The sequence below is a fragment of the Candidatus Acidiferrales bacterium genome, assembly GCA_035934015.1.
In the GTDB taxonomy this organism is placed as follows: Bacteria; Acidobacteriota; Terriglobia; order Acidiferrales; family UBA7541; genus DAHUXN01.
In genome coordinates this window covers 285,058-304,659 of sequence record DASYYH010000003.1, presented here as the reverse complement: position 1 = coordinate 304,659, position 19,602 = coordinate 285,058, and the positions used below count along the sequence as shown (strand labels likewise).

Annotated in this window: 17 protein-coding genes and 1 tRNA gene; 12 read left to right on the top strand and 6 right to left on the bottom strand. The window is 54.7% G+C overall.

Annotated elements, in window-relative coordinates; all coding sequences use genetic code 11:
- Positions 1-101 precede the first annotated feature (101 nt).
- Positions 102-929: an HAD-IIB family hydrolase gene (locus VGR81_01595; protein HEV2287626.1), complete on the bottom strand. Its 828-nt coding sequence runs from the start codon at positions 927-929 to the stop codon at positions 102-104.
- An 84-nt stretch (positions 930-1,013) separates the two neighbouring features.
- Between VGR81_01595 and VGR81_01590 the strand changes: the two genes are divergently transcribed.
- The 6 genes from VGR81_01590 (at position 1,014) to VGR81_01565 (ending at position 8,094) form a co-directional block, all read left to right on the top strand.
- Entirely contained in the window at positions 1,014-2,201 is a 1,188-nt protein-coding gene (locus VGR81_01590; GenBank protein ID HEV2287625.1) for a threonine synthase, read from the top strand.
- A 9-nt stretch (positions 2,202-2,210) separates the two neighbouring features.
- On the top strand, positions 2,211-3,425 hold the full coding sequence (locus tag VGR81_01585; protein HEV2287624.1) for a DHHA1 domain-containing protein: 1,215 nt from the start codon (positions 2,211-2,213) through the stop codon (positions 3,423-3,425).
- A gap of 79 nt (positions 3,426-3,504) precedes the next feature.
- Positions 3,505-3,580, top strand: a tRNA-Ala gene (locus VGR81_01580).
- Positions 3,581-3,641: 61 nt separating this feature from the next.
- Positions 3,642-5,372 (top strand): lipase maturation factor family protein, encoded by a 1,731-nt coding sequence (locus VGR81_01575; protein ID HEV2287623.1) that lies wholly within the window; start codon positions 3,642-3,644, stop codon positions 5,370-5,372.
- 85 nt (positions 5,373-5,457) lie between these two features.
- A complete protein-coding gene (locus VGR81_01570) occupies positions 5,458-5,835 on the top strand; it encodes an EVE domain-containing protein (protein ID HEV2287622.1) in 378 nt (125 codons plus the stop codon).
- Between the two features lie 87 nt (positions 5,836-5,922).
- Positions 5,923-8,094, top strand: a complete 2,172-nt coding sequence (locus VGR81_01565) for a prolyl oligopeptidase family serine peptidase (GenBank protein ID HEV2287621.1) — start codon at positions 5,923-5,925, stop codon at positions 8,092-8,094.
- A gap of 57 nt (positions 8,095-8,151) precedes the next feature.
- Here VGR81_01565 and VGR81_01560 read toward each other — a convergent pair whose 3' ends face one another.
- Positions 8,152-9,771: a S41 family peptidase gene (locus VGR81_01560; protein ID HEV2287620.1), complete on the bottom strand. Its 1,620-nt coding sequence runs from the start codon at positions 9,769-9,771 to the stop codon at positions 8,152-8,154.
- On the opposite strand from VGR81_01560, the gene VGR81_01555 reads away from it, so the two are divergent.
- The 5 genes from VGR81_01555 (at position 9,746) to ubiE (ending at position 14,017) form a co-directional block, all read left to right on the top strand.
- Positions 9,746-10,288 carry a twin-arginine translocase TatA/TatE family subunit gene (locus VGR81_01555; protein HEV2287619.1) on the top strand — a complete coding sequence of 181 codons (543 nt, stop codon included), beginning with the start codon at positions 9,746-9,748 and terminating at the stop codon, positions 10,286-10,288. The genes VGR81_01560 and VGR81_01555 overlap by 26 nt on opposite strands.
- Positions 10,275-11,096, top strand: a complete 822-nt coding sequence (tatC, locus tag VGR81_01550) for a twin-arginine translocase subunit TatC (GenBank protein ID HEV2287618.1) — start codon at positions 10,275-10,277, stop codon at positions 11,094-11,096. The genes VGR81_01555 and tatC overlap by 14 nt, the downstream gene beginning before the upstream one ends.
- Positions 11,097-11,187: 91 nt before the next feature.
- Positions 11,188-12,087 carry a M28 family peptidase gene (locus VGR81_01545; GenBank protein ID HEV2287617.1) on the top strand — a complete coding sequence of 300 codons (900 nt, stop codon included), beginning with the start codon at positions 11,188-11,190 and terminating at the stop codon, positions 12,085-12,087.
- Between the two features lie 38 nt (positions 12,088-12,125).
- Entirely contained in the window at positions 12,126-13,199 is a 1,074-nt protein-coding gene (gene aroB, locus VGR81_01540; GenBank protein HEV2287616.1) for a 3-dehydroquinate synthase, read from the top strand.
- Positions 13,200-13,228: 29 nt separating this feature from the next.
- Complete coding sequence (gene ubiE, locus VGR81_01535) at positions 13,229-14,017, top strand: bifunctional demethylmenaquinone methyltransferase/2-methoxy-6-polyprenyl-1,4-benzoquinol methylase UbiE (protein HEV2287615.1); 789 nt, start codon at positions 13,229-13,231, stop codon at positions 14,015-14,017.
- Between the two features lie 16 nt (positions 14,018-14,033).
- Here the strand turns inward: ubiE and VGR81_01530 are convergent, their stop codons facing one another.
- The 4 genes from VGR81_01530 to VGR81_01515 all read right to left on the bottom strand — a co-directional run bounded on the left by VGR81_01530 (position 14,034) and on the right by VGR81_01515 (position 18,317).
- Positions 14,034-15,422 (bottom strand): sigma-54 dependent transcriptional regulator, encoded by a 1,389-nt coding sequence (locus VGR81_01530; GenBank protein HEV2287614.1) that lies wholly within the window; start codon positions 15,420-15,422, stop codon positions 14,034-14,036.
- A gap of 9 nt (positions 15,423-15,431) precedes the next feature.
- Positions 15,432-16,001, bottom strand: a complete 570-nt coding sequence (locus tag VGR81_01525; GenBank protein HEV2287613.1) for a hypothetical protein — start codon at positions 15,999-16,001, stop codon at positions 15,432-15,434.
- A 137-nt stretch (positions 16,002-16,138) separates the two neighbouring features.
- Positions 16,139-17,512 (bottom strand): ATP-binding protein, encoded by a 1,374-nt coding sequence (locus tag VGR81_01520; GenBank protein ID HEV2287612.1) that lies wholly within the window; start codon positions 17,510-17,512, stop codon positions 16,139-16,141.
- Positions 17,513-17,519: 7 nt separating this feature from the next.
- Positions 17,520-18,317 carry a prepilin peptidase gene (locus VGR81_01515; protein ID HEV2287611.1) on the bottom strand — a complete coding sequence of 266 codons (798 nt, stop codon included), beginning with the start codon at positions 18,315-18,317 and terminating at the stop codon, positions 17,520-17,522.
- A gap of 196 nt (positions 18,318-18,513) precedes the next feature.
- Here VGR81_01515 and VGR81_01510 point away from each other — a divergent pair, with 196 nt between their 5' ends.
- Entirely contained in the window at positions 18,514-19,569 is a 1,056-nt protein-coding gene (locus VGR81_01510) for a hypothetical protein (protein ID HEV2287610.1), read from the top strand.
- Positions 19,570-19,602: the final 33 nt, after the last annotated feature.

The following is a 19,602-nucleotide window of genomic DNA, read 5'->3' as shown; positions in this document are numbered from 1 at the left end:
ATCGTCGGAATTCGGTTTTGACTGGCGGAGTTTCGTCGTCGCGCGCCAACCACATGCGTCGTTGAGACAAATTCATTTCTGCGACCGGCTTCGTTGCTGTCCTAAGCGTATTTTCGGATAGCCGCGGCGACGCCAGCGTCGTCATGAGACAGTGTGACCGCCCAGCCAAGCGACTTCAGTCCGTCAACGCTGTTGCCCATGACTACTGGCAAACCCGCGAATTCCAGCATGTCGCGATCGTTCCAGTTGTCGCCGATGGCCATGATTTCCTCGCGAGCAATGCCGCGGCGTCGGGCCCATTCGGCGAGCGCGGCGCCTTTGGAGCAGCCCGCTTCAATCACGTCGAGTATGCTGAGGTCGCGCTGCTCGTATTCTGTATGTGCCAGCGAAAATTCGGCAGAGCGCGGCATTGCACATAAAGCCGCGAGGGCGGCTCGTCCACGCGCAACACTACCAACAAACATAACCTGAATGGGATCCTCGCTGAGGCATTCTTCGAGTGGGACGCATTCGGAAATAAATTCTCGATTGCGGCGGTAGTATCCCGCGCTCACAGGGTCCTCCCAGTCGATCTGTTCGAAAATCACCTGATTTTTAAGGGGCCGATCAAATATGACTGCTGCACCAGGCCGAAACTCACGAGTGGCAGCAAGCACATCGTGAGCCAGCGCACTGGGGAGCAAATGCCGCAGATGCGTTTCCCCGGACTTCGATTTGATCAGTGCACCATTGTTTACGACAAGAGTGATGTCGCAAGAAAAGTGTTGGGCGACAGGACAGGCAAAATCGAAACGCCGCCCTGTAACAAAGACGATTTCGATCCCCCGTTTGGCCGCGTCGCAGACGGCATCGAGGTTGGCGCCGGGGAGTTCGTGGCGGCTGTCAAGAAGCGTGCCATCGATGTCCATGGCGATGAGCCGAATTGGCATGCAAAAGATTGTATCGTGAATGAGGCGCGACGAGTGCGCGAGTTGGGAACCTATGACAAAAAGATGTGCTAGACTTTTTCGCTTATGACCAAACCACTACAGACTGCCATCACTCACTTGGAATGTTCCCGATGTAAAAAAGAGCATCCTCATAATCAACTTTGGAATCTTTGCGATTGCGGCGGACCATTGCTCGCACGCTACGACCTGAAAACGGCGGCAAAGACGCTGACGCGAGATGCTCTGCGTTCGCGCTCTGCGACGATGTGGCGCTACGCGGAAGTGCTGCCGTCGCGCGAGCCCGTCAGCCTTGGGGAAGGTATGACACCCGTCCTGCATGCAAAGCGACTCGGCCAATCATTCGGCCTGGATAAGCTGTACATCAAGGATGAAGGGCTGAATCCCACCGGGTCGTTTAAAGCGCGCGGACTTTCAGCGGCGGTGAGCCGTGCAAAAGAGTTAGGAGCGAAGGCGCTTGCAACACCGACGGCAGGAAATGCCGGCGGAGCGCTCGCGGCCTATGCTGCACAAGCGGGAATTCCCAGCGTGATCGTGATGCCTGCAGATACTCCCCTTGCCAACGAGATGGAGTGCCGCGCGTTCGGCGCCGACGTCCGCAAACTCGACGGCCTAATCTCCGACTGCGGCAAGTATGTCGCAGAAAACAAAGAGAAGAATGGCTGGTTCGAAGTAACCACATTGAAGGAGCCGTACCGAATTGAAGGCAAGAAAACCATGGCGTATGAGCTCTGGGAGCAATCCGAGGGAAGTCTGCCCGATGTGATCATCTATCCCACGGGAGGCGGCGTGGGGATGATTGGGATGTGGAAAGCATTCGAAGAAATGGAAGCAATGGGTTGGATCGGCAAAGAGAGACCGCGAATGGTCACGGTTCAGTCGGCAGGCTGCGCGCCCATCGTTGCCGCTTTTGAAAAGGGTGAGGAGAACGCGCCAATGTGGCCAAACGCCGCAACGATTGCGTCTGGTCTGCGGGTGCCAAAAGCCATTGGAGACTTCCTGATATTGCGGGCAATTCGAGAAAGCAAAGGTACGGCAGTCGCCGCGAGTGATGAAGATATTCTGGCGACGACGAAAGAGCTAGCCGCCAAGGAAGGAATCTTCGCCGCTCCGGAGGGCGGTGCGACAGTCGTTGCCGCCCGGAAGCTCGCCGGAAACGGATGGATTGAAGCAAATGAAACGGTGGTGCTTTTCAATACAGGTTGCGGATACAAGTATACCGAAGCATGGCAAAAAACCTTGAAAGCGCATTGAAGCGATGAAATGACGGAACGTCTTTACTATAACGATTCGTTCTTGCGCGAATTCGATGCGCAAGTCGTCGCTTGCGAACCAGCGGACGGCCGATGGCGCGTTCGTTTGGATCGAACTGCGTTTTACCCCACGTCAGGTGGTCAGCCGTTCGACACCGGAACATTGAATCGCGTGAACGTCGTCGAAGTGCTGGACGATGCGGCCGATAATGTGATTCACCTCACAGAAGAACCTCTCAATGCTGGAACAGCAGTTCATGGCGTTATCGACTGGACGCGCCGCTTCGACCACATGCAGCAGCACACCGCGCAGCATTTGCTTTCAGCGGCTTTCATCGAACGATTTCAGTTTCAAACGGTTTCATTTCACATGGGCCGGGACATCTCCACAATCGATTTGGCAACTCCGTCCGTTGTCCCGCGCCATCTGGAAGACGCGGAGTCGCGCGTAAACGAAATTATTTGTGAAGATCGGCCGATCAAGGTTCGCTATGGGACTGCTGAAGAATTGGCCGCGGATGGGATCCGCAAGAAAGTCGATCGCGAAGGAACGTTGCGCGTGGTCGAAATCGAGAGCTTCGATCGACAGCCATGCGGAGGCACGCATCTGTCTCGGACGGGTCAGGCGGGTTTGTTGCTCATTCGGAAATGCGAACGGCAAAAGCAGAACTGGCGTATCGAGTTTGTCGCAGGATTTCGAGCGCTTGCGACCGCGCGCGAAGATCTGGTGGTGCTGAAAAAAGCCTCTGAACAGTTTGGTTGCGCGATGGCCAAGCTGCCGGAAATGGTTGGCAAAGCCCAGGAGGAGCGCCGGTCGCTCCAGAGGGAAGCCAGAAAACTGACAGAGCGTCTCGTTGAGTTGGAAGCAGCGGAATTGCTTGGCGACGAAACAAAGTATTCTGCCGATGGCGCACCAAAAATCGTGAGCGTCGTCTCCCAGGATGCCACGGCGAGTTATTTAGCGATGCTCGCGGCGAAGCTGGTTGTCAACTCCGGTGTGCGAGCGATCCTTGCAAGCCGCGGCGCAAAAACGGTTGTGCTGGCGCAATCAGCGGAGCTCGATGGTGACATGGGCGCCATGCTGCGCGAATTGCTGGCTGCGGTCGGAGGAAAAGGCGGGGGCAGTAAAGTGTTCGCTCAGGGTACGGTATCCGACATGGCTTCACTCGATAAGGTCGTGGCCGGGGGGCGTGCACGGCTGATTGCCCTGGGTTCACAGAAGTAAAGGCGCATTTTTCTGACAACCGCGCGCCGCTTCCACGTTGGCGCTGGATGCGCCGTTTGCTAAAATAAATTGCCTCGGTGGGCGGCTAGCTCAGCTGGGAGAGCATCGCGTTCGCAACGCGGGGGTCGGGGGTTCGAATCCCCTGCCGTCCACCAATTTTCCCGCTCGGCAAATCCACGACGACCATAAATGTAAAGCGGCCTGTATAATGTCGGCGTGGGCGGTCGTATTGTCGATTTTTTTAACTGGCTTTTGGGGCCGGAGTCGGGGAAAACTCCTGGCCATTTGGGCCCGCGCTGGATTTTTCTCCGTGCGCTGGGCGTAATTTATTTTTCCGCATTCTATTCCCTGGCATATCAGGTCAAGGGTTTGGTTGGGCCGAATGGCATTTTGCCGGCCAACAATTACCTGGACGCCATTCGTCATTCCGTTTCGGGCGTCGCGAGGTTGTGGTATGCGCCGTCCGTGTTTTGGTTTAGCTCGACGGACCGTGCGCTGATGATCGTTTGTTGGATTGGGCTGATTGCTGCCATTGCCCTCATATTAAATGTTTGGCCGCAACTTTCCGCTGGGATTTGCTTTGTTTGTTTTCTTTCCTTCATTGGTGTGCTGCAGGATTTTTCAAGCTACCAGTCTGACGGGATGTTGCTCGAAGCGGGATTTCTCTGCCTTTTCTTCGCGCCCAGAGGTTGGCTGCCACGCTGGGGTGAGTCTTCGGCGCCAGCGCGAGCATGTCTGGGTTTGCTCCTGTGGGAGTGGTTCCGCATTTATTTCGAGTCCGGCATCGGGAAAATGCTCGGCGGCGATCCCGAATGGCGCCATCTGACCGCAATGTACGAGTATTACCAGAATGGCCCTCTGCCCACATGGATTGGCTGGTATGTGCAGCATGCCCCGCATTGGTTTCACTGGCTTGCAGCGCTCGCCACGCTCGTAATGGAGATGGGAATGGTTCTGTTGGTTTTCCTGCCGCGGCGATTCCGGCTGATTTGCTTCTTCATCGTGACGCTGTGGGAGATTGGCGTGATACTCACGGCAAATTACGCGTTTTTGAATTATCTTGTGCTTTCGCTCGGTTTCTTGCTGCTCGACGACAAATTTCTTTTGCGAATAATTTCGGTGAAGTGGTTCCCTCGGTATCGTGCTGCCGTGGCGAGATTGACCGCAGGCGGACGCCAAGATACGGCGGGAACTAAGGATTTCGCGCCCGCCGCAGTGATCTCCGATGAAAAAACGTCAGGATCGATTTTGCTTCGAAAGACGACTTTCGAAAATATGAGAACCCGGCTTGTGGCATGGCGTTTGCGAGGTGGACGCATCTTTAAGCCAGTTTGGATGACGTCGGCAGGAATTTGCTTCGCTTGGCTGTTTTATGCGACGACGGCGCAACTGGTTTGGATGCCCCTGCAAAATCTGCATCTTCCGGAATGGCCGGTGGAAGCTTTGGAACCATTCCGGATTGCCAATCAGTATGGGCTCTTCGAAGTAATGACCAGGGCACGTTATGAAATCGAGTTTCAAGGCTCGAACGACGGCGGCGCGACATGGACTGCCTATCCGTTTCAGTATAAGCCCCAAGACGTGACTAGACCGCCGGGGATTTACGCGCCGTATCAGCCACGATTTGATTGGAATTTGTGGTTCGCATCCTTGGGTACTTGGCGCCAATACCATTTTGTGGTGTACACGGAGGAATCACTGCTTGACGGAAGTCCCGAAGTGCTTTCGCTCTTTGCGCGCAATCCATTTCCCAACGGGCCGCCGCAGGTCATTCGCTGCGTCATCTGGCAATATTGGTTCACGGATATGGCGACGAAGCGTGAGACGGGAGATTGGTGGACACGAAAACTACTGGGGCTTTACGCGCCAACTCTCGGGCGGGAAGGGAACGGTCGCTATCGCGTGCTGCAAGAACCTGTACCCTTCGAGCCTCAAGATGAGCAGTAGTTCTGCGGGCCGCGCGGTCTGTGTATTATGGACAACGCTCTAATGACTGTGAGGGAGTCGCCAAGCCCTCCGATGGAGATTGGATATGGATTACCTGCTTAAGACAGAACCTTCCGAATATTCGTTCGCGGATTTACAGCGTGACAAGATCACAATTTGGAATGGCGTCTCGAATCCAGCCGCAGTAAAGAATCTCAGAGAGATGAAGCCCGGCGACCGTTTGGTGATTTATGAAACGGGAGATCGAAAGAGTTCCGTCGGGACTGCCATCGTAATTTCGGTTGAGGCAAACAATCCAAAAGATCCTCACGTGAAAATTAGGGCAGGTGAGTCTTTGGACGCGACGACGCTTGCGGAGATCAAAGGCAAAAAGCTTTTCGCAGTGTCGCCTCTAGTTCGCCAGGCCAGGCTGAGCGTTGTTCCATTGACGGCTGCGCAATATAAGTTTCTGACGAGCCGCTAAAAGTATCGCTGCCACGGGATACTCTCCTTTTCTTTCCGACCCTGTCGGCGTATTATGCACGCGCAAAATCTCATTCAGGAGCGCCAGATGCAATTTCGTCGATATCTGAATGTTCGGAGTCTGCAAGTTGCGCTGATCGTTGCGGCGGTGTGTTTATTTGCTTTGGCGGATGCGCTATATGCGGCCCCGAATGGTTTTACGCTCGAACAAGTCATGAGTTTCGCCTTTCCGGACAACATTGCTTCTTCCGGCGGGTCAGACCGCGTTGCTTGGACTTTCGACATCAAGGGAGTTCGAAATATCTGGGTCGCCGATGCGCCGGATTTTGCCGCTCGCGAAGTGACTCATTATTCGGAAGACGATGGCCAGGCCATCGCGAGCGTTCGCCTAACCCCGGACGGAAAAGCAGTCGTGTATGCGCGCGGCAGCGAAACAAATTCCGTCAATGAAGTGGCCGATCCGACGAGCGATGTGCAGAAACCCGAGCAGCAGGTGTGGGCCGTTGGCGTTGCGAGTGGTCAACCGCGCCTGCTGGGCACCTTGGAGTGCGGACATGAAGGCTGCGAAGACATTGAGCTATCTCCCGATGGACAATTCGCTGTATGGGCTGCGCGTGACGCTCTCTGGATTGCTCCCGTGTCTGGTGCTGTCCAGGCCCATCAGCTCTGTTACGTGCGAGGAGACAACTCCGATCCTCGATGGTCTCCGGACGGTAAAGAGATCGCATTCACGAGCAATCGCGGAGGTCACAGTTTAATTGCCGTCTACAACTTTGGAAAAGACTCGATCCACTACCTGCATCCGACGGTAGATCGCGATGGCTTGCCCCGCTGGTCTCCGGACGGCAAGAGTATCGCTTATGTAAAGACAAACGGTGCCGAGCGCGGCCTTCCAATCATTCCTTTGCGTCCGCAGCCGTGGTCAATTTGGGTTGGGAATCCAGTTAGCGGGGAAGCCCACCTGGTCTGGCGTAGCGGCAATACTATGGACGACTCCATCCCTCGTCTCACGGAAGCCGATTCATTTCATTTTGCCGCAGAAAATCGAATCACTTTTTCCTCGGAAAAAGACGGCCGGAATCATCTCTATTCGGTTTCGGCTGACGGTGGAGACGTCGTGTTGTTAACACCGGGCGATTTCGACGCGAAGGGCGTCACGCTGAGCTTTGACGGCAAAACGCTTTATTACGAGTCCAACCAGAACGACGTGGATCGCAGACACATCTGGCGCGTAAGCATCGCTGGCGGCACACCGCCCGAAGCATTAACCAAAGGCGACACAATCGAGTGGTTTCCTGTCGAAACCGGCGACGGCAAGTATGTTCTGTGTCTTGGCTCCAGCGCCACTACTCCGGCGATGCCTTATCGAATCACGTCGAGCGGCCGCGAAATGATTGCACGCGAGGAGTTGCCCAGTGACTTTCCGTCCGCTCAACTCGTGACTCCGAAGCAGGTCATTTTTAAGAGCTTGGATGGGCTTGAGATTCATGGCCAGCTCTTTGTGCCGCGAGGGAGATTAGAGCATGCTGCAGCGCTTGTATACATGCACGGCGGGTCTATGCGTCAGATGATGCTGGGTTTCCATTATATGGACTACTACCACTACGCCTACGCGGAAAATCAGTATCTCGTGAGCAAGGGATTTGTCGTGCTGTCCGTGAACTACCGAACCGGGATCATGTATGGCCGCGCGTTTCGCGAGCCGGTGGATGGCGGCTGGAGAGGCGCTTCCGAGTATAAGGACATTGTAGCCGCGGGTAAGTATCTGCAAGGACTGTCCTACGTGAATCCCAACAAGATCGGTCTTTGGGGCGGTTCGTACGGAGGATTTCTGACCGCTATGGGTTTGGCGAGGAATTCCGACATTTTCAAGGCCGGCGTGGACATGCACGGTGTCCACGACTGGTCCGTTTTTCTCTCGCGGTGGACGCGTTATGAGGGTGGTGAAGCGCAAGGTGCGCCCGACCTGGCCCAAGCGGTGAAGCTAGCCTTCAGTTCTTCGCCGGACGCGTCAATCGACACATGGAAATCTCCAGTATTACTGATTCAGGGAGACGACGACCGCAATGTGCCGTTCGATCAAATGGTGGACCTTGTGCAGCGGCTGCGTGGCGATCACGTTCCCTTTGAACAGATTGTGTTTCCTGACGAGATTCACGGTTTTCTGATGTGGAAGACGTGGATGAAAGCGTATGCCGCGACTGCGGATTTCTTCGAGCGCGTGCTTGTGAAGGGCGAGACTATTCCGCCGAGCGAGTAAGTCTCAGGAAGAGATCTCGTACAGATCTGGTAATGAGGACCAGCAGGCGCGTTCGGTTTATTGCGGCTGGCCGAGTTCCGAAGCTTGGCGTTCAGCGACAATTTTTTTCGCATTGTCGTAAAGCGCCTTCGCCTGAGGGATTAGCTCGATCGCCTTCTCGATCTGCGGATCGTTATCAACGGAAACCTTGAAGCCCGCTGGTAAACCAAGCGCGTACGTCAAGGCTTCGCGCTGGATGTGAAGTCGGATCCAATCCTCGTTGGCTTTAACCTCGTCGGGTGTGTAGCTGATGTGCTGCTGATCGAGATAGCCATAGAACTGCTTCACGACCGCGTCGTCGACCGTGAAATCCTTGGTGACTGTAGGGCGAGTCCCCATGAAGTAGCGTGTGAAGTTTCCAACGCCCTCATTCGTGGGAAAAAACACACCGCGAGCCAGCAAAAGCGTCTGGAAGGGGTTGTACATTGGCGCGGGATCCGCTACGTCTGGTGTAATCCCGCCGCCACCGTAAACTTTGCGGCCGCTGTCCGTCAGCTTGACTTCGGGTTCCTTATTTGGCTGACGGTTGAATTCGTAATCATAAAGAGTGACGTTCTTGTAGTCACGCTGTATCAGCCGCCCCGTCGGCGTGTAATAACGCGCGGTTGTCAGCAGGAGGGCAGTTCCGTCAGCCAAAGGCATCTGCGTCTGCACAAGGCCTTTACCGAAACTGCGCTCGCCGGCAATCAGGGCGCGGTCGTGATCCTGCAATGATCCGGCAACAATTTCAGACGCCGAAGCGCTCCCGCCATTGATAAGCACAACGACCGGGATCTCGCGCCCGTCGTTCCCGCGCAGTGCATAGTAGCGACGCTCAGGTGACGCACGGCCCTTTTGCGAGACCACAAGCTGGTCCTTCGACAGGAACATGTCCGCCATTCCGATAGCTTGCATCAACAGGCCTCCGGGGTTGTCTCGGAGGTCCAAAATGAAGCCATCCAGATGCGAGTAGTCGAGTTTCTTCATCGCCGCCGCGAGATCGGAGTCGGTTGTTTCAGAGCTGAATCCGGTAACATGAGCATAGCCGATGCCAGGCCTCAGCAGCGCCGAGTACTGAACTGCGGATTGCGGAATTTCATCGCGCATCACATTTACAGCAATGGGCTTGGAATATCCCTCACGGTTCAGTGCGATGGTGACCACGGTTCCTTTGGGTCCCTTGAGTAGGTCGGCAACCTGAGTAGTGTTGAGCTCAGAGCAATCCTTACCATCCACTTCCTGAATAATGTCTCCGGCCTTGATTCCTGCCCTGTCTGCCGGAGAACCAGGAAAAGGGGAAAGGACTTCGGTTTGATTCAAAGCGTTCTGGAATACACGCATGCCCACGCCATAATAATTGCCGCGCTGAACTTCCATCTGGAGAGCCCAGGCTTTCGGGTCGAAAAAGTAGGAGTGCGGATCGAGGACATGCAACATGCCGGGAATTGCACCGTCGAATACAAGAGTATCTGTGTCAACAGGTTCGGCATAGTTCTGCTGAACGATGGAAACCACTCGGGCGAAAGACTCGACGGAATCCTGCAGGTCGTTAGCATCAGCAGCAGTGGCCTTGAGAGGAGGCCCGCATAATCCGCCCAAAATCGCGGCGATAATTAGGATGGTGGCCAGCAGAATGCCGCCGCGTTTTGATGAATGCATCCGAGCCTCGTTTCACGCCCCCATCGGGGCACAGCGAAGTATAGCATACATTTCCGGGCGGTTTGACACACCCGGCAGCCTCTTCTATGATGCAAAAGAAGGGTTTTGCGCACAAAAAATGTTGAGCCTACCCCATCTTATAGTCATTTTTATCGTCGCTCTGATCGTATTCGGCCCGGAAAAACTGCCCGAACTAGCGCGCAATTTTGGCAAGGTGATGGCCGAGTTTAAGCGAGCGACGGGAGACCTTCGCGCCGGCTTCGAAGAGCACATGAGAGAGCTTGAGCGTGAAGCCCGCGTGTCTGAGACCAAGAAACAGCAGACCGCCGCCTCATCCGCTGCGGTTCAACAAGCATCTCCTGCCTTGCCCGAATCGCCAGCCGAACCCCTCGTTGAAAACAAAATTCTTCCGCCGGCACAGGAATCTGCGCATGAGCAAACCTCCCAGACTTCCAGTTCACCAGACCAATCGAATAACGAGGCGATGATCCATAAGGCGGACCATGGCGACTCCTAGCCAGCCGGGAGCCGCGCAACCCGGCCAGTCCAGCAATGAAGACTCTGAGCGGATGTCTCTCTTTGAGCATCTGACAGACCTCCGTAAGCGCCTGCTTAACTCCGCCATCGCGATCGGCATCGGCTTCGTGATTGGTTTTTCGGTTGCGAAATGGGTGATCAACTATGTTGCAAAGCCGATGGTTGTTGCACTGCAGCAAGCTCACTTTCCTGACAAGCTGATTTTCACGGGTCCTGCCGAGTATGTGAATCTTTTGATCAAGGTGGGTTTTTATCTTGGCCTTATCCTTGCGCTGCCGGTGGTGCTCCATCAGATATGGCTTTTTATTGCGCCGGGGTTATACAAGCATGAACGCAAGGCCGTCCTTTCGTTTATTTTTTCGTCGGTCTTTCTGTTTCTTTGCGGCGTGGCTTTTGCGTATTTCATCGTGCTGCCGTTTGTCCTCAAATTCCTGATCACATTTCAGGGGCCCCAAGGTCCGTTTCAGCCATTAATCAGCATCAGCGAATATTTTGACTTGATCTTGATTGTTATGGTCGGCTTGGGTGCAATTTTTGAGCTCCCCGTGCTCATTTTTGTGCTTTCCATTTTTGGCATTGTGACGCCACAATGGCTCTGGAGGAACTTCCGTTACGCTATTCTGATCATCACGATTATCGCTGCCTTTGTTACGCCGACTCCTGATATGACGACGATGCTCATTTTCATGACGCCGATGATTGGTTTGTATTTTGTTGGCATCGGGGTTTCCTATATGGTGTTTCGCAGGAAGCGTCAACGCGACCTGGTGCGTCAGGGAGTGAGCTGATATGCGCAGTAGGATTCGACTCTGTATGATGACAATTCTGGCGCTGGCCTGTACTGCCGGATGCGGCGGTAGTGGGAACAAAACTAGCGCAATGTCATCCAGTGCTTCCGCCGTCGCCGCGCCTGTAATTGACGCAAACGATCAGGCGCCGCCCGCGCAACAGACGGGAGGTTTCGATGGCCAGAAGGCTTATGAGTATACGGCGAAGCTCGTCAGCTTCGGGCCGCGTCCTTCGGGATCTGCTGCGATTCAGTTGACGCAGAATTACATCGAAAAGCAGCTGAAGTCAGATGGCTGCGATGTCTCCGACGATCCTTTTCATGCGCAGACGCCGGTCGGGACAATCGCGATGAAAAACATTTTTGCCAAGGTCCCGGGCGAAGGGAAAGGCATAATCCTGCTCCTCACGCATTACGACACGAAACGCTTACAAGACTTTGTCGGCGCGGATGATGGCGGTTCGTCAACGGGATTGATGCTTGAAGCGGCGCATCTCTTGTGTGGCAAAAAACAGCAGGTTGCGATTTGGATGGCTTTCCTCGATGGCGAAGAGGCAGTGAATCCGGATTGGGGCGATGACGACCACACATATGGAAGTCGTCAAATGGCGGCCAATCTTGAGCTGACGGGAGAGGTGAAAGACGTCAAGGCTGTCATCTTGGTGGATATGGTGGGACAGAGAGGGCTGCATATTTCCAAAGAGACCACATCCACGCCATGGCTCACGGATCTGATATGGTCCGCGGCTGCAAAACTGGGGTACAAGGACGTGTTTATTTCGCAAGCGGATGCCGTCGACGATGACCACGACCCATTCTTGGCTTTGAAAATACCCTCCGTTGACCTGATTGACCTCACTGATTATCAGAATGAAGGGTATTGGCACACGACCCAAGATACGATAGACAAGATCAGTCCAAAAAGCCTGGCGATTGTTGGACACGTTGTGCTGGCTACAGTCGGCGAGCTCGAGACAAAATTCTCCAAGTGAAAACAATTTCTGTTCGCACCACTTCAGCAAGCTATCCAATGATTGTCGGCCATGGTGCGCTCTCCCGGCTTAGGGATACTGTCGAAGATTTGCGCTGCGGTGGTCGGGTGTTTTTGTTGTCGTCACCCCGTGTTTGGGGGCTTTGGGGTCGCGAGGTTCAACGGCGATTGGGGCGCGTGCCTGGAAACTGCGTGATTTTGTTTGATGACAGAGAAATCGCAAAAACGCTCGCGACCGTCCAGGGTATATGCCGGAAACTTGCAAAGAGTAGTGCAGACCGACAGGCCGTGCTCGTGGCCATCGGTGGTGGTGTTGTAGGTGATGTGGCCGGCTTTGTCGCGGCAAGCTACATGCGAGGTGTGCGCATCGTGCATGTCCCGACGACGCTCGTGGCCCAAGTTGATAGCGCAATCGGCGGAAAAACCGGCGTCGACCTGCCGGAAGGCAAGAATCTGATTGGTGCGTTTCACCAACCAAGAGCTGTACTCGCTGATCCCGCCCTTTTGACGACTTTGAACGCGCGCCAATTTTGTTCTGGGTTACATGAGGTCATCAAGTACGGCGTGATTGGAGATGCAGGACTCTTCCATTTCCTTGAGCGCGAGATGAAACAAATCATGGCAAAGGACTATCGAGCGCTCGAATTCGTAATCGAGAGGTGTGCGCGCCAAAAAGCGCGAATCGTGAAGCTCGATGAACGGGAAAGCAACCTGCGCCAGATTTTGAATTTCGGCCACACCATGGGTCACGCTTTAGAAGCCTTGACCGGATATGAGCGATTTCTGCATGGCGAAGCCGTGGGATGGGGAATGCTCGGCGCGACCTTGATCGGTGCCGGTCTGGATCGCATCGGCGAACGCTCGGCCTGCAGAATCGCGTCGCTGATTGCCCGGTGTGGGCCGTTGCCGGCCCTGCCATCCATCCCGCCATCGACGCTATTCAATGCAATGGCGAGAGATAAAAAATCCCGCCATGGGCATATGCGATGGGTGATTCCGAGCCGAATCGGGGCTGCCGACATTGGAATGGAAGTGCCGGCCGTGCTCGTCGAAATGGTCTGGCGCGAATTGCCCAGATTCTATGCGAAGGCGCGCAGGGATGTAGCCGCGTGAGCCGGTCAACCAGCGATGGAAGTGACGGAATGGATACAGAGGCTCACAACGCTGCGCCCGGGACCCGTCCTGAGGGCTCCCGTGATGAACGCGAAGCGGGACAGCAGGTGCGCGAGATGTTTACTCGCATCGCGCCTCGATATGATTTCTTAAACCATTTGCTTTCCGCTTCATTGGATCGGGTTTGGCGGCGGCGAACTGCCAAACGATTTGCGGATATCTTGTCTCGCCCCGACGCACAGGTGCTCGATTTATGCTGCGGAACGGGCGATTTGATCTTGGCTCTAACGCGTCAAGCGGAGCAAAGTGGGCCGCGCGCGGGCGTTTCTAGCAAAAGATTCATAGGCGCCGATTTCGCATTCCCAATGCTCGCAATCGCGAAAAAAAAACAGCGCACGGCTCACCTTGATGTCGTTTTTCTCGCCGTGGACGCCCTCGTCTTACCATTCCGGGATGCCAGCTTCGATTTGATTACAACGGCGTTCGGATTTCGCAATTTGACGAACTACGAAAATGGCCTTCGTGAAATTGCTCGCGTATTGCGCCCCGGGGGAAGGCTCGGAATCTTGGAATTTTGCGAGCCTGAGAATGGATTTCTTGGGAAACTGTATCGCTTGTATTTCACGCGAGTCCTGCCCCGTATCGGAGGTGCCATTTCGCGGAATCGTGAGGCCTATACGTACTTGCCGAATTCCGTGAAAAAGTTCCCACGGCCTGAAACGCTGGCAAATTGGATGGAAAAACTGGAATTTCGAGACACGGAATTCGAACGCTGGACTTGCGGCATAGTCGCGTTGCATTCCGCGGTAAGGAAATGAGTGAAGTTTCAGACAGTTAGTTTTCGAGCCCCAATGCTCGGATTTTGTGTAGCAGAGTCTTATAGGAAACGCCGAGTTTTTCCGCAGCACGGGATTTATTCCACCTCTCCTCCCGCAGGGCAGTTTCAATTTTGAATCGTTCGACATGATGCACAGCGCGCTGGGACACGTCCTCGAGCGAGCCGTCCCAGGGAAACTCTTCGTTTAGCATCCCCTCTGGCATTTCCGTTGCATTTGGCCGAGGAGCAGGAAGTTGGAGGTCGGTTGGGCCAATTTCGTCCGTGCTTGCGAGTATGGATGCGCGCTCGATCGTATTTTGAAGCTCGCGAACATTGCCCGGCCAATGGTAGCCGCGAAGCCGCGCGCGTGCCGCTTCCGCAAACTCCAATCCAGGTTTGTGGAACTCGCGGCGAAAACGTTCCAAGAAATGAGTGGCCAACAAAATCACATCATCTCCGCGCTCGCGCAAAGGGGGGATCGTCACAGGAACCGGCGAGACACGGAAGTATAAATCCTCGCGAAAGGTTTTTTGTGCTACTGCCTCTTGAAGATTTTTGTTCGTCGCAACCACGATGCGCACATCAATGTCGATCGATTGAGTTCCGCCCACACGTTCGAATTGGCGTTCCTCAAGAACGCGGAGCAGTTTCCCTTGGGCTGCGAGCGGTAGTTCGGCGATCTCATCCAGGAAGATCGTGCCGCGGTGTGCCAGTTCGAGTTTGCCTATTTTTCGCGTCCCCGCACCCGTATAGGCTCCTCGTTCATGACCGAATAATTCATTTTCCACGAGTCCTTCGGGAATCGCAGCGCAATTGAGCGCCACAAAAGCGCCTTCACGTCGCTTGCTGAGATTGTGCGTGGCGCGAGCAAACAGCTCCTTGCCCGTGCCACTTTCTCCGAGGAGAAGAACAGTGGAATCGGTAGGGGCGACGCGTTGAATCATCTGGCTCGCAGCCTGCATCGAGGGATGTTCTCCGACGATTCGCGGAAACCCGTAACGCTCGGCGTATTCTTCGCGGAGAAGCAGATTTTCGCGAAGGAGATCCTGCTGGCGCGCGGCGCGCGCGACCAGTAGCTTCAGATGCTCAAGTTCGACCGGTTTCTGAATAAAGTCAAAAGCGCCCTCCTTCATGGCCGTAACCGCGTCTTCAACAGATCCATACGCAGTAATGAGAATTACAGGAATCATGGGGTCTGCGCGGCGCGCTTCGCGCAAGACATCGAGACCAGAAGCGCCCGGAAGTTTTAAATCCGTTAGGACGGCCAGGTAGCGGCGCTTGCGGACTTTCTCAGTCGCAGCGTTTCCGTCGGAGGCATCGTCAATCGAGTAGCCAGCCTTTTCCAGCGCGCGCCGAAGCATAGCGCGCAGTTCAGGCTTGTCCTCGACCAGAAGGATTGATTCCATATCAACTCGCTAGTCTTGAGCCCAGGACGCGTCGCCACCGGCCTGACGAAGGGCGTCTTCCAGATCGGAAATGGCCTGTTTGTCGGCTGCGATGTCCTTCTGTTTTTTGTCGATGGCGTCTTGTTTCTTGGTGATATCCGAGCGCGTCACCGATTGCATCAGCGCCTTGGTTGGATCGTTTGGATAGTACTGGAGTTGAAGCTCGCTGAGCTCGCGCTGCATGATCGCTAGCTCGGACTGGTCCTGATCAAGCTTGTGGTGTGCATCGGCGAACTTCTTGCGCCAGGATGCTTCATCGTTCTTTCCCTGCGATGCCGCGGATGAGCCCTTCGCACTCTTGTCTCCCGTTGCAGATGCGGAAGACGTGCTGCCCACGACCGAAACCCCTGAGGCGGAGGCGGGCAGGTTGTCGTTTGTAAAGACAACGGCTGCCTTAGGCGCGGTTTTCTGAGCTTGGCGAGCCTTGCGCGCTGCTTCGGCAAGCGGATCGGCGCTTGAACTTGAAGAAGACTGCGTCTGCGTTTGTGATTGGGTTTGCGACTGACTTTGTGCTTGTTGTTGTGACGCCGACTGGGCCATAAGCGCTTGCGGCAGAGCCAAAAGCGGCAAAATTGTTGCGAGCCAAATCGTTTTTCGCATGGCGTTCACCTCTGAAGTGCCACGTGTCTATGCTTTTTCACTTAATTTTAGATGGTCTTTGCACTCTGGGGGAACGGCTATAAAGGCGCTTGCTGCCGCAAAGGTAACCATAGGTCAAATTCGGCTCCACCCGTCGCCCGATTCCGTACTTCCACGCGTCCGCCATGCTGTAGCGCAATTTTCTGGACAACGGCAAGCCCCAGACCAGTGCCGCTCGATTTGGTCGTAAAAAATGGCACAAAGATCTTATCGATGTCTCCGGGAGGGATGCCGGGGCCGTTATCCCTGACGGCAATCCGTTGCCAGGACCGGCCTGAATGCTCTTCTTTCATACCAGCAATAACAACCTCGCCGCGATGCCCGTTGCTCGAAGCCGCTTCCGCTGCGTTCCTCGCAAGGTTCAGGATAGCCTGCCTGAGGAGCCCGGAGTCACCGGAAACCTCACCAAACGAACCTTCAGTGCAAACCGTGACGTCGGGAACGCTCGTTCCGATTTCCTCGACGACTCCTTCGATAACGCCGGACAATGCAAAATCTTCGTTTGTAAGCTCGAGCGGCCTCGCAAAACGCAGGAATTCTGTCACAACGTGGGCAAGTGACCGGGTCTGGTCAAGAATCTTCTGCGAACAATCTTCCGCTTCTGACGATGCAGCTTCGCTATGGATCATCTGGGCATAGCCCGAAATCGTCGCCAGCGCATTTTTGAATTCGTGTGCTATTCCGGCGGACATTTCTCCCAATGCCGCCAGATTCTCTTTCCAGCGCATCTGTTTTTGCAGCGTGGCCAGTTCCGTGATGTCGCTCATTAGGCAAATCGCACCCATAATTGTCTGGATAACTGGAGCTGTCGGCCCTTGAACTAGGGTGTTGCGCATCGAGCGGTAGATCGGCGAAATGGTTACGCCCAACTGACGAGTTTCCCCCGCGGAGGTCGTGTGTGGAACCACATCCCGCTGAAAGGTTTGACCATCGCGCAAGCTGGCAGCGATCATTTGCGAAAGCGGAGAATTGGCGCCGAGCGCCTCTGAGTAGCGGTGATATTGAAGTCCGGATATTCCAAGCGCTTTCTCCGCCGCGGGATTGGCAGAACCGATTGTCCCTGTGGCATTGATGAGCAAAAGCCCTGCCGGCATATTGCGGGTAACTGCTTCGCTCAGCCGTTCCGTTTCCTCCGCGCGCTCCTTTTCCGCTCGATGAAGGCGTGCGAGTTCCTGTTCCTGATCACGCAGCCGCTGAATTACACCCTGCATGGAAGCAGTCATGAATGCGGATGGATTTTCCGCATTGACGCGAAAGGCTCCATCTCCTTCTTTAATGCTGGAGTCCTTTCCTCCGAGCGATTTTCGAATTGCAACGAGCACCCCGATCATTCCGAGGAAAACGAGTATGAAGAAAAACAAGCCGAATCCGACCTCAAATTTGAAGTTTGAACTGGGCGGAGCGAAAACCATTGCGGTCCTATCGAATCTGAAAAAGCGATTGGTACCACACGATAATGGGAGTGCCAAAGAAGATCACGAGAATTGCCGCGGCTCCAAGAAACGTGCCGAAAGGCAATTCGTAATCCGATCCCTTGCGCGACGCGAGCATGAAAATTCCGCCAAAAACCATGCCCAGCACAGCGCCGATCAGAATTGTGAGGATCGTTCTGCGAAGTCCAAGAAAAGAGCCGGCCATGAGCATCATTTTGACGTCGCCAAGCCCCATACCCTCACGTCCCCGGAGCCGAAAATAACCCTCTCCTATAACCCACAGGATCCCGCCCCCAACAATGGCGCCGATCAGCGCGTCCGCAAAAGAAATCACCCGTGTCGGCGGAGGAAATTCAAACAAATGATTTGCCAGCCAGAGAGCTGTGCTGTCTTCCGGACGCGCGAAGAAACTGAAAAGCAAGCCGATCGCAAGTCCTGTGAAGTTAACCTTGTCTGGCAGCAGACGCTCCCGCCAGTCAGTGAAGGCAAGCACAACGAGAATGGCGCAGAAGGCAATCCACTTGGCCGTGACCACAGAATTTCCATAGGCCGCATAACAGGCGAGGAAAAGCAGTCCTGTGACCATTTCAACTGCTGGATAAATTGGCGAAATGCGCGCCTTGCACGCGCGGCATTTCCCCATCAGAAAAACGTAGCTCAGCACGGGAATGTTATCCCAAGGTTTAATCGCGGCCCGGCACCTTGGACAATGCGATCTTGGCTTGACCACGGACTTTCCTTGCGGAAGCCGACTGATGCAAACATTCAAAAAGCTGCCAATCATTAGGCCGAGCAAGAAAACGAATGTAGCAATCAGACCAGTGGGAAGCATAATGCGACTTTGCCACAAGGAAGCACGCCCCTCAACAATACCGGCGAACAGCGTGCCCGATTTCTAAAGTCTGCATTCCCAGCGCCAGCAAACTTTTGCAGATGGCAAAGATGGCGGTGATGGTTATCGCTAAGCTATATTCGGTAGTTTGATTCCACTGACGAATACGCGCTGGTACGCAGAAAGAATCCTGCGTTACGAGCATCGCCGCTGGGCTGCGGAGCCGAACCGCCCTGTTTTGCCATTTGCGTGGGGACTCGAACATATAGGCGGCAAGGCCGACGAAAATAAGCCGCGAGATTTTCTCGCACGCTTTGCCGAAGAAACGCTGGCAAATAGCGACGAATGGTTTGCCTTCGAAACGCCTGCTGATTTTCACTATGAGCTGATACCAAATAGGGCAGCCTGGAGCGGGGAATTAACATTTACGAGTGCTGTGTGCTCTCCATGGGAAGAGAACAATCGAGTTTATGGCCGTTTTTTCCCAGCCGCGACGAGCGGAGCGGCTGTTATTTTGTTGCCACAGTGGAATGCAACATCTGACGCCTACATCGATGTTTGCCGATGGCTTAACCGTCTCGGAATTTCTGCGCTACGCCTTAGTCTTCCTTATCACGACCATCGCGCCGTGCCCGGCCATCCGCGAGCTGATTATATCGTAGGGCCGAATATCGGATTGACGCTACAGGCCAACCGCCAGGCTGTATGTGATGCTCGCTGTTCGTTGCGCTGGCTCGACTCACGTGGCTATGGGCCGCTGGGAATTCTCGGTACGAGTCTCGGGTCGTGCATCTCCTGCGTTACTGCCTCACACGAGCGACTAATTCGCGCGGCGGCGTTACTGCACGTCTCGACGAATTTTGGCGACGTGGTCGCAAGAGGGCTGACCACAAAAAACGTCTGGGAATCCCTCGCGGCGCACGTCTCAGTCGAAGAGATTCGCCGTTTCTGGGAGCCTATAAGCCCGATTCCTTACATTTCGAAGCTGCGACATATAGGCCAAAAACTGCTTGCGATTAGCGGACAGTACGACCCCACCTTCCCCGTCGACTTGTCTGATGAATTTCTTGCCGCAACGCGTCGAAATGGCGTCTCCTGTGTTTCTCTTCGCTTGCCATGCGGGCATTATTCTCTTGGCGAGGCCCCCTTCAAATGGATCGTCGGCTGGCGCTTCGGGAAGTTCTTACAGCGGAACCTGAAATGAGCAACAGAATCGGTTGTTTATCAGCTAGCGCGT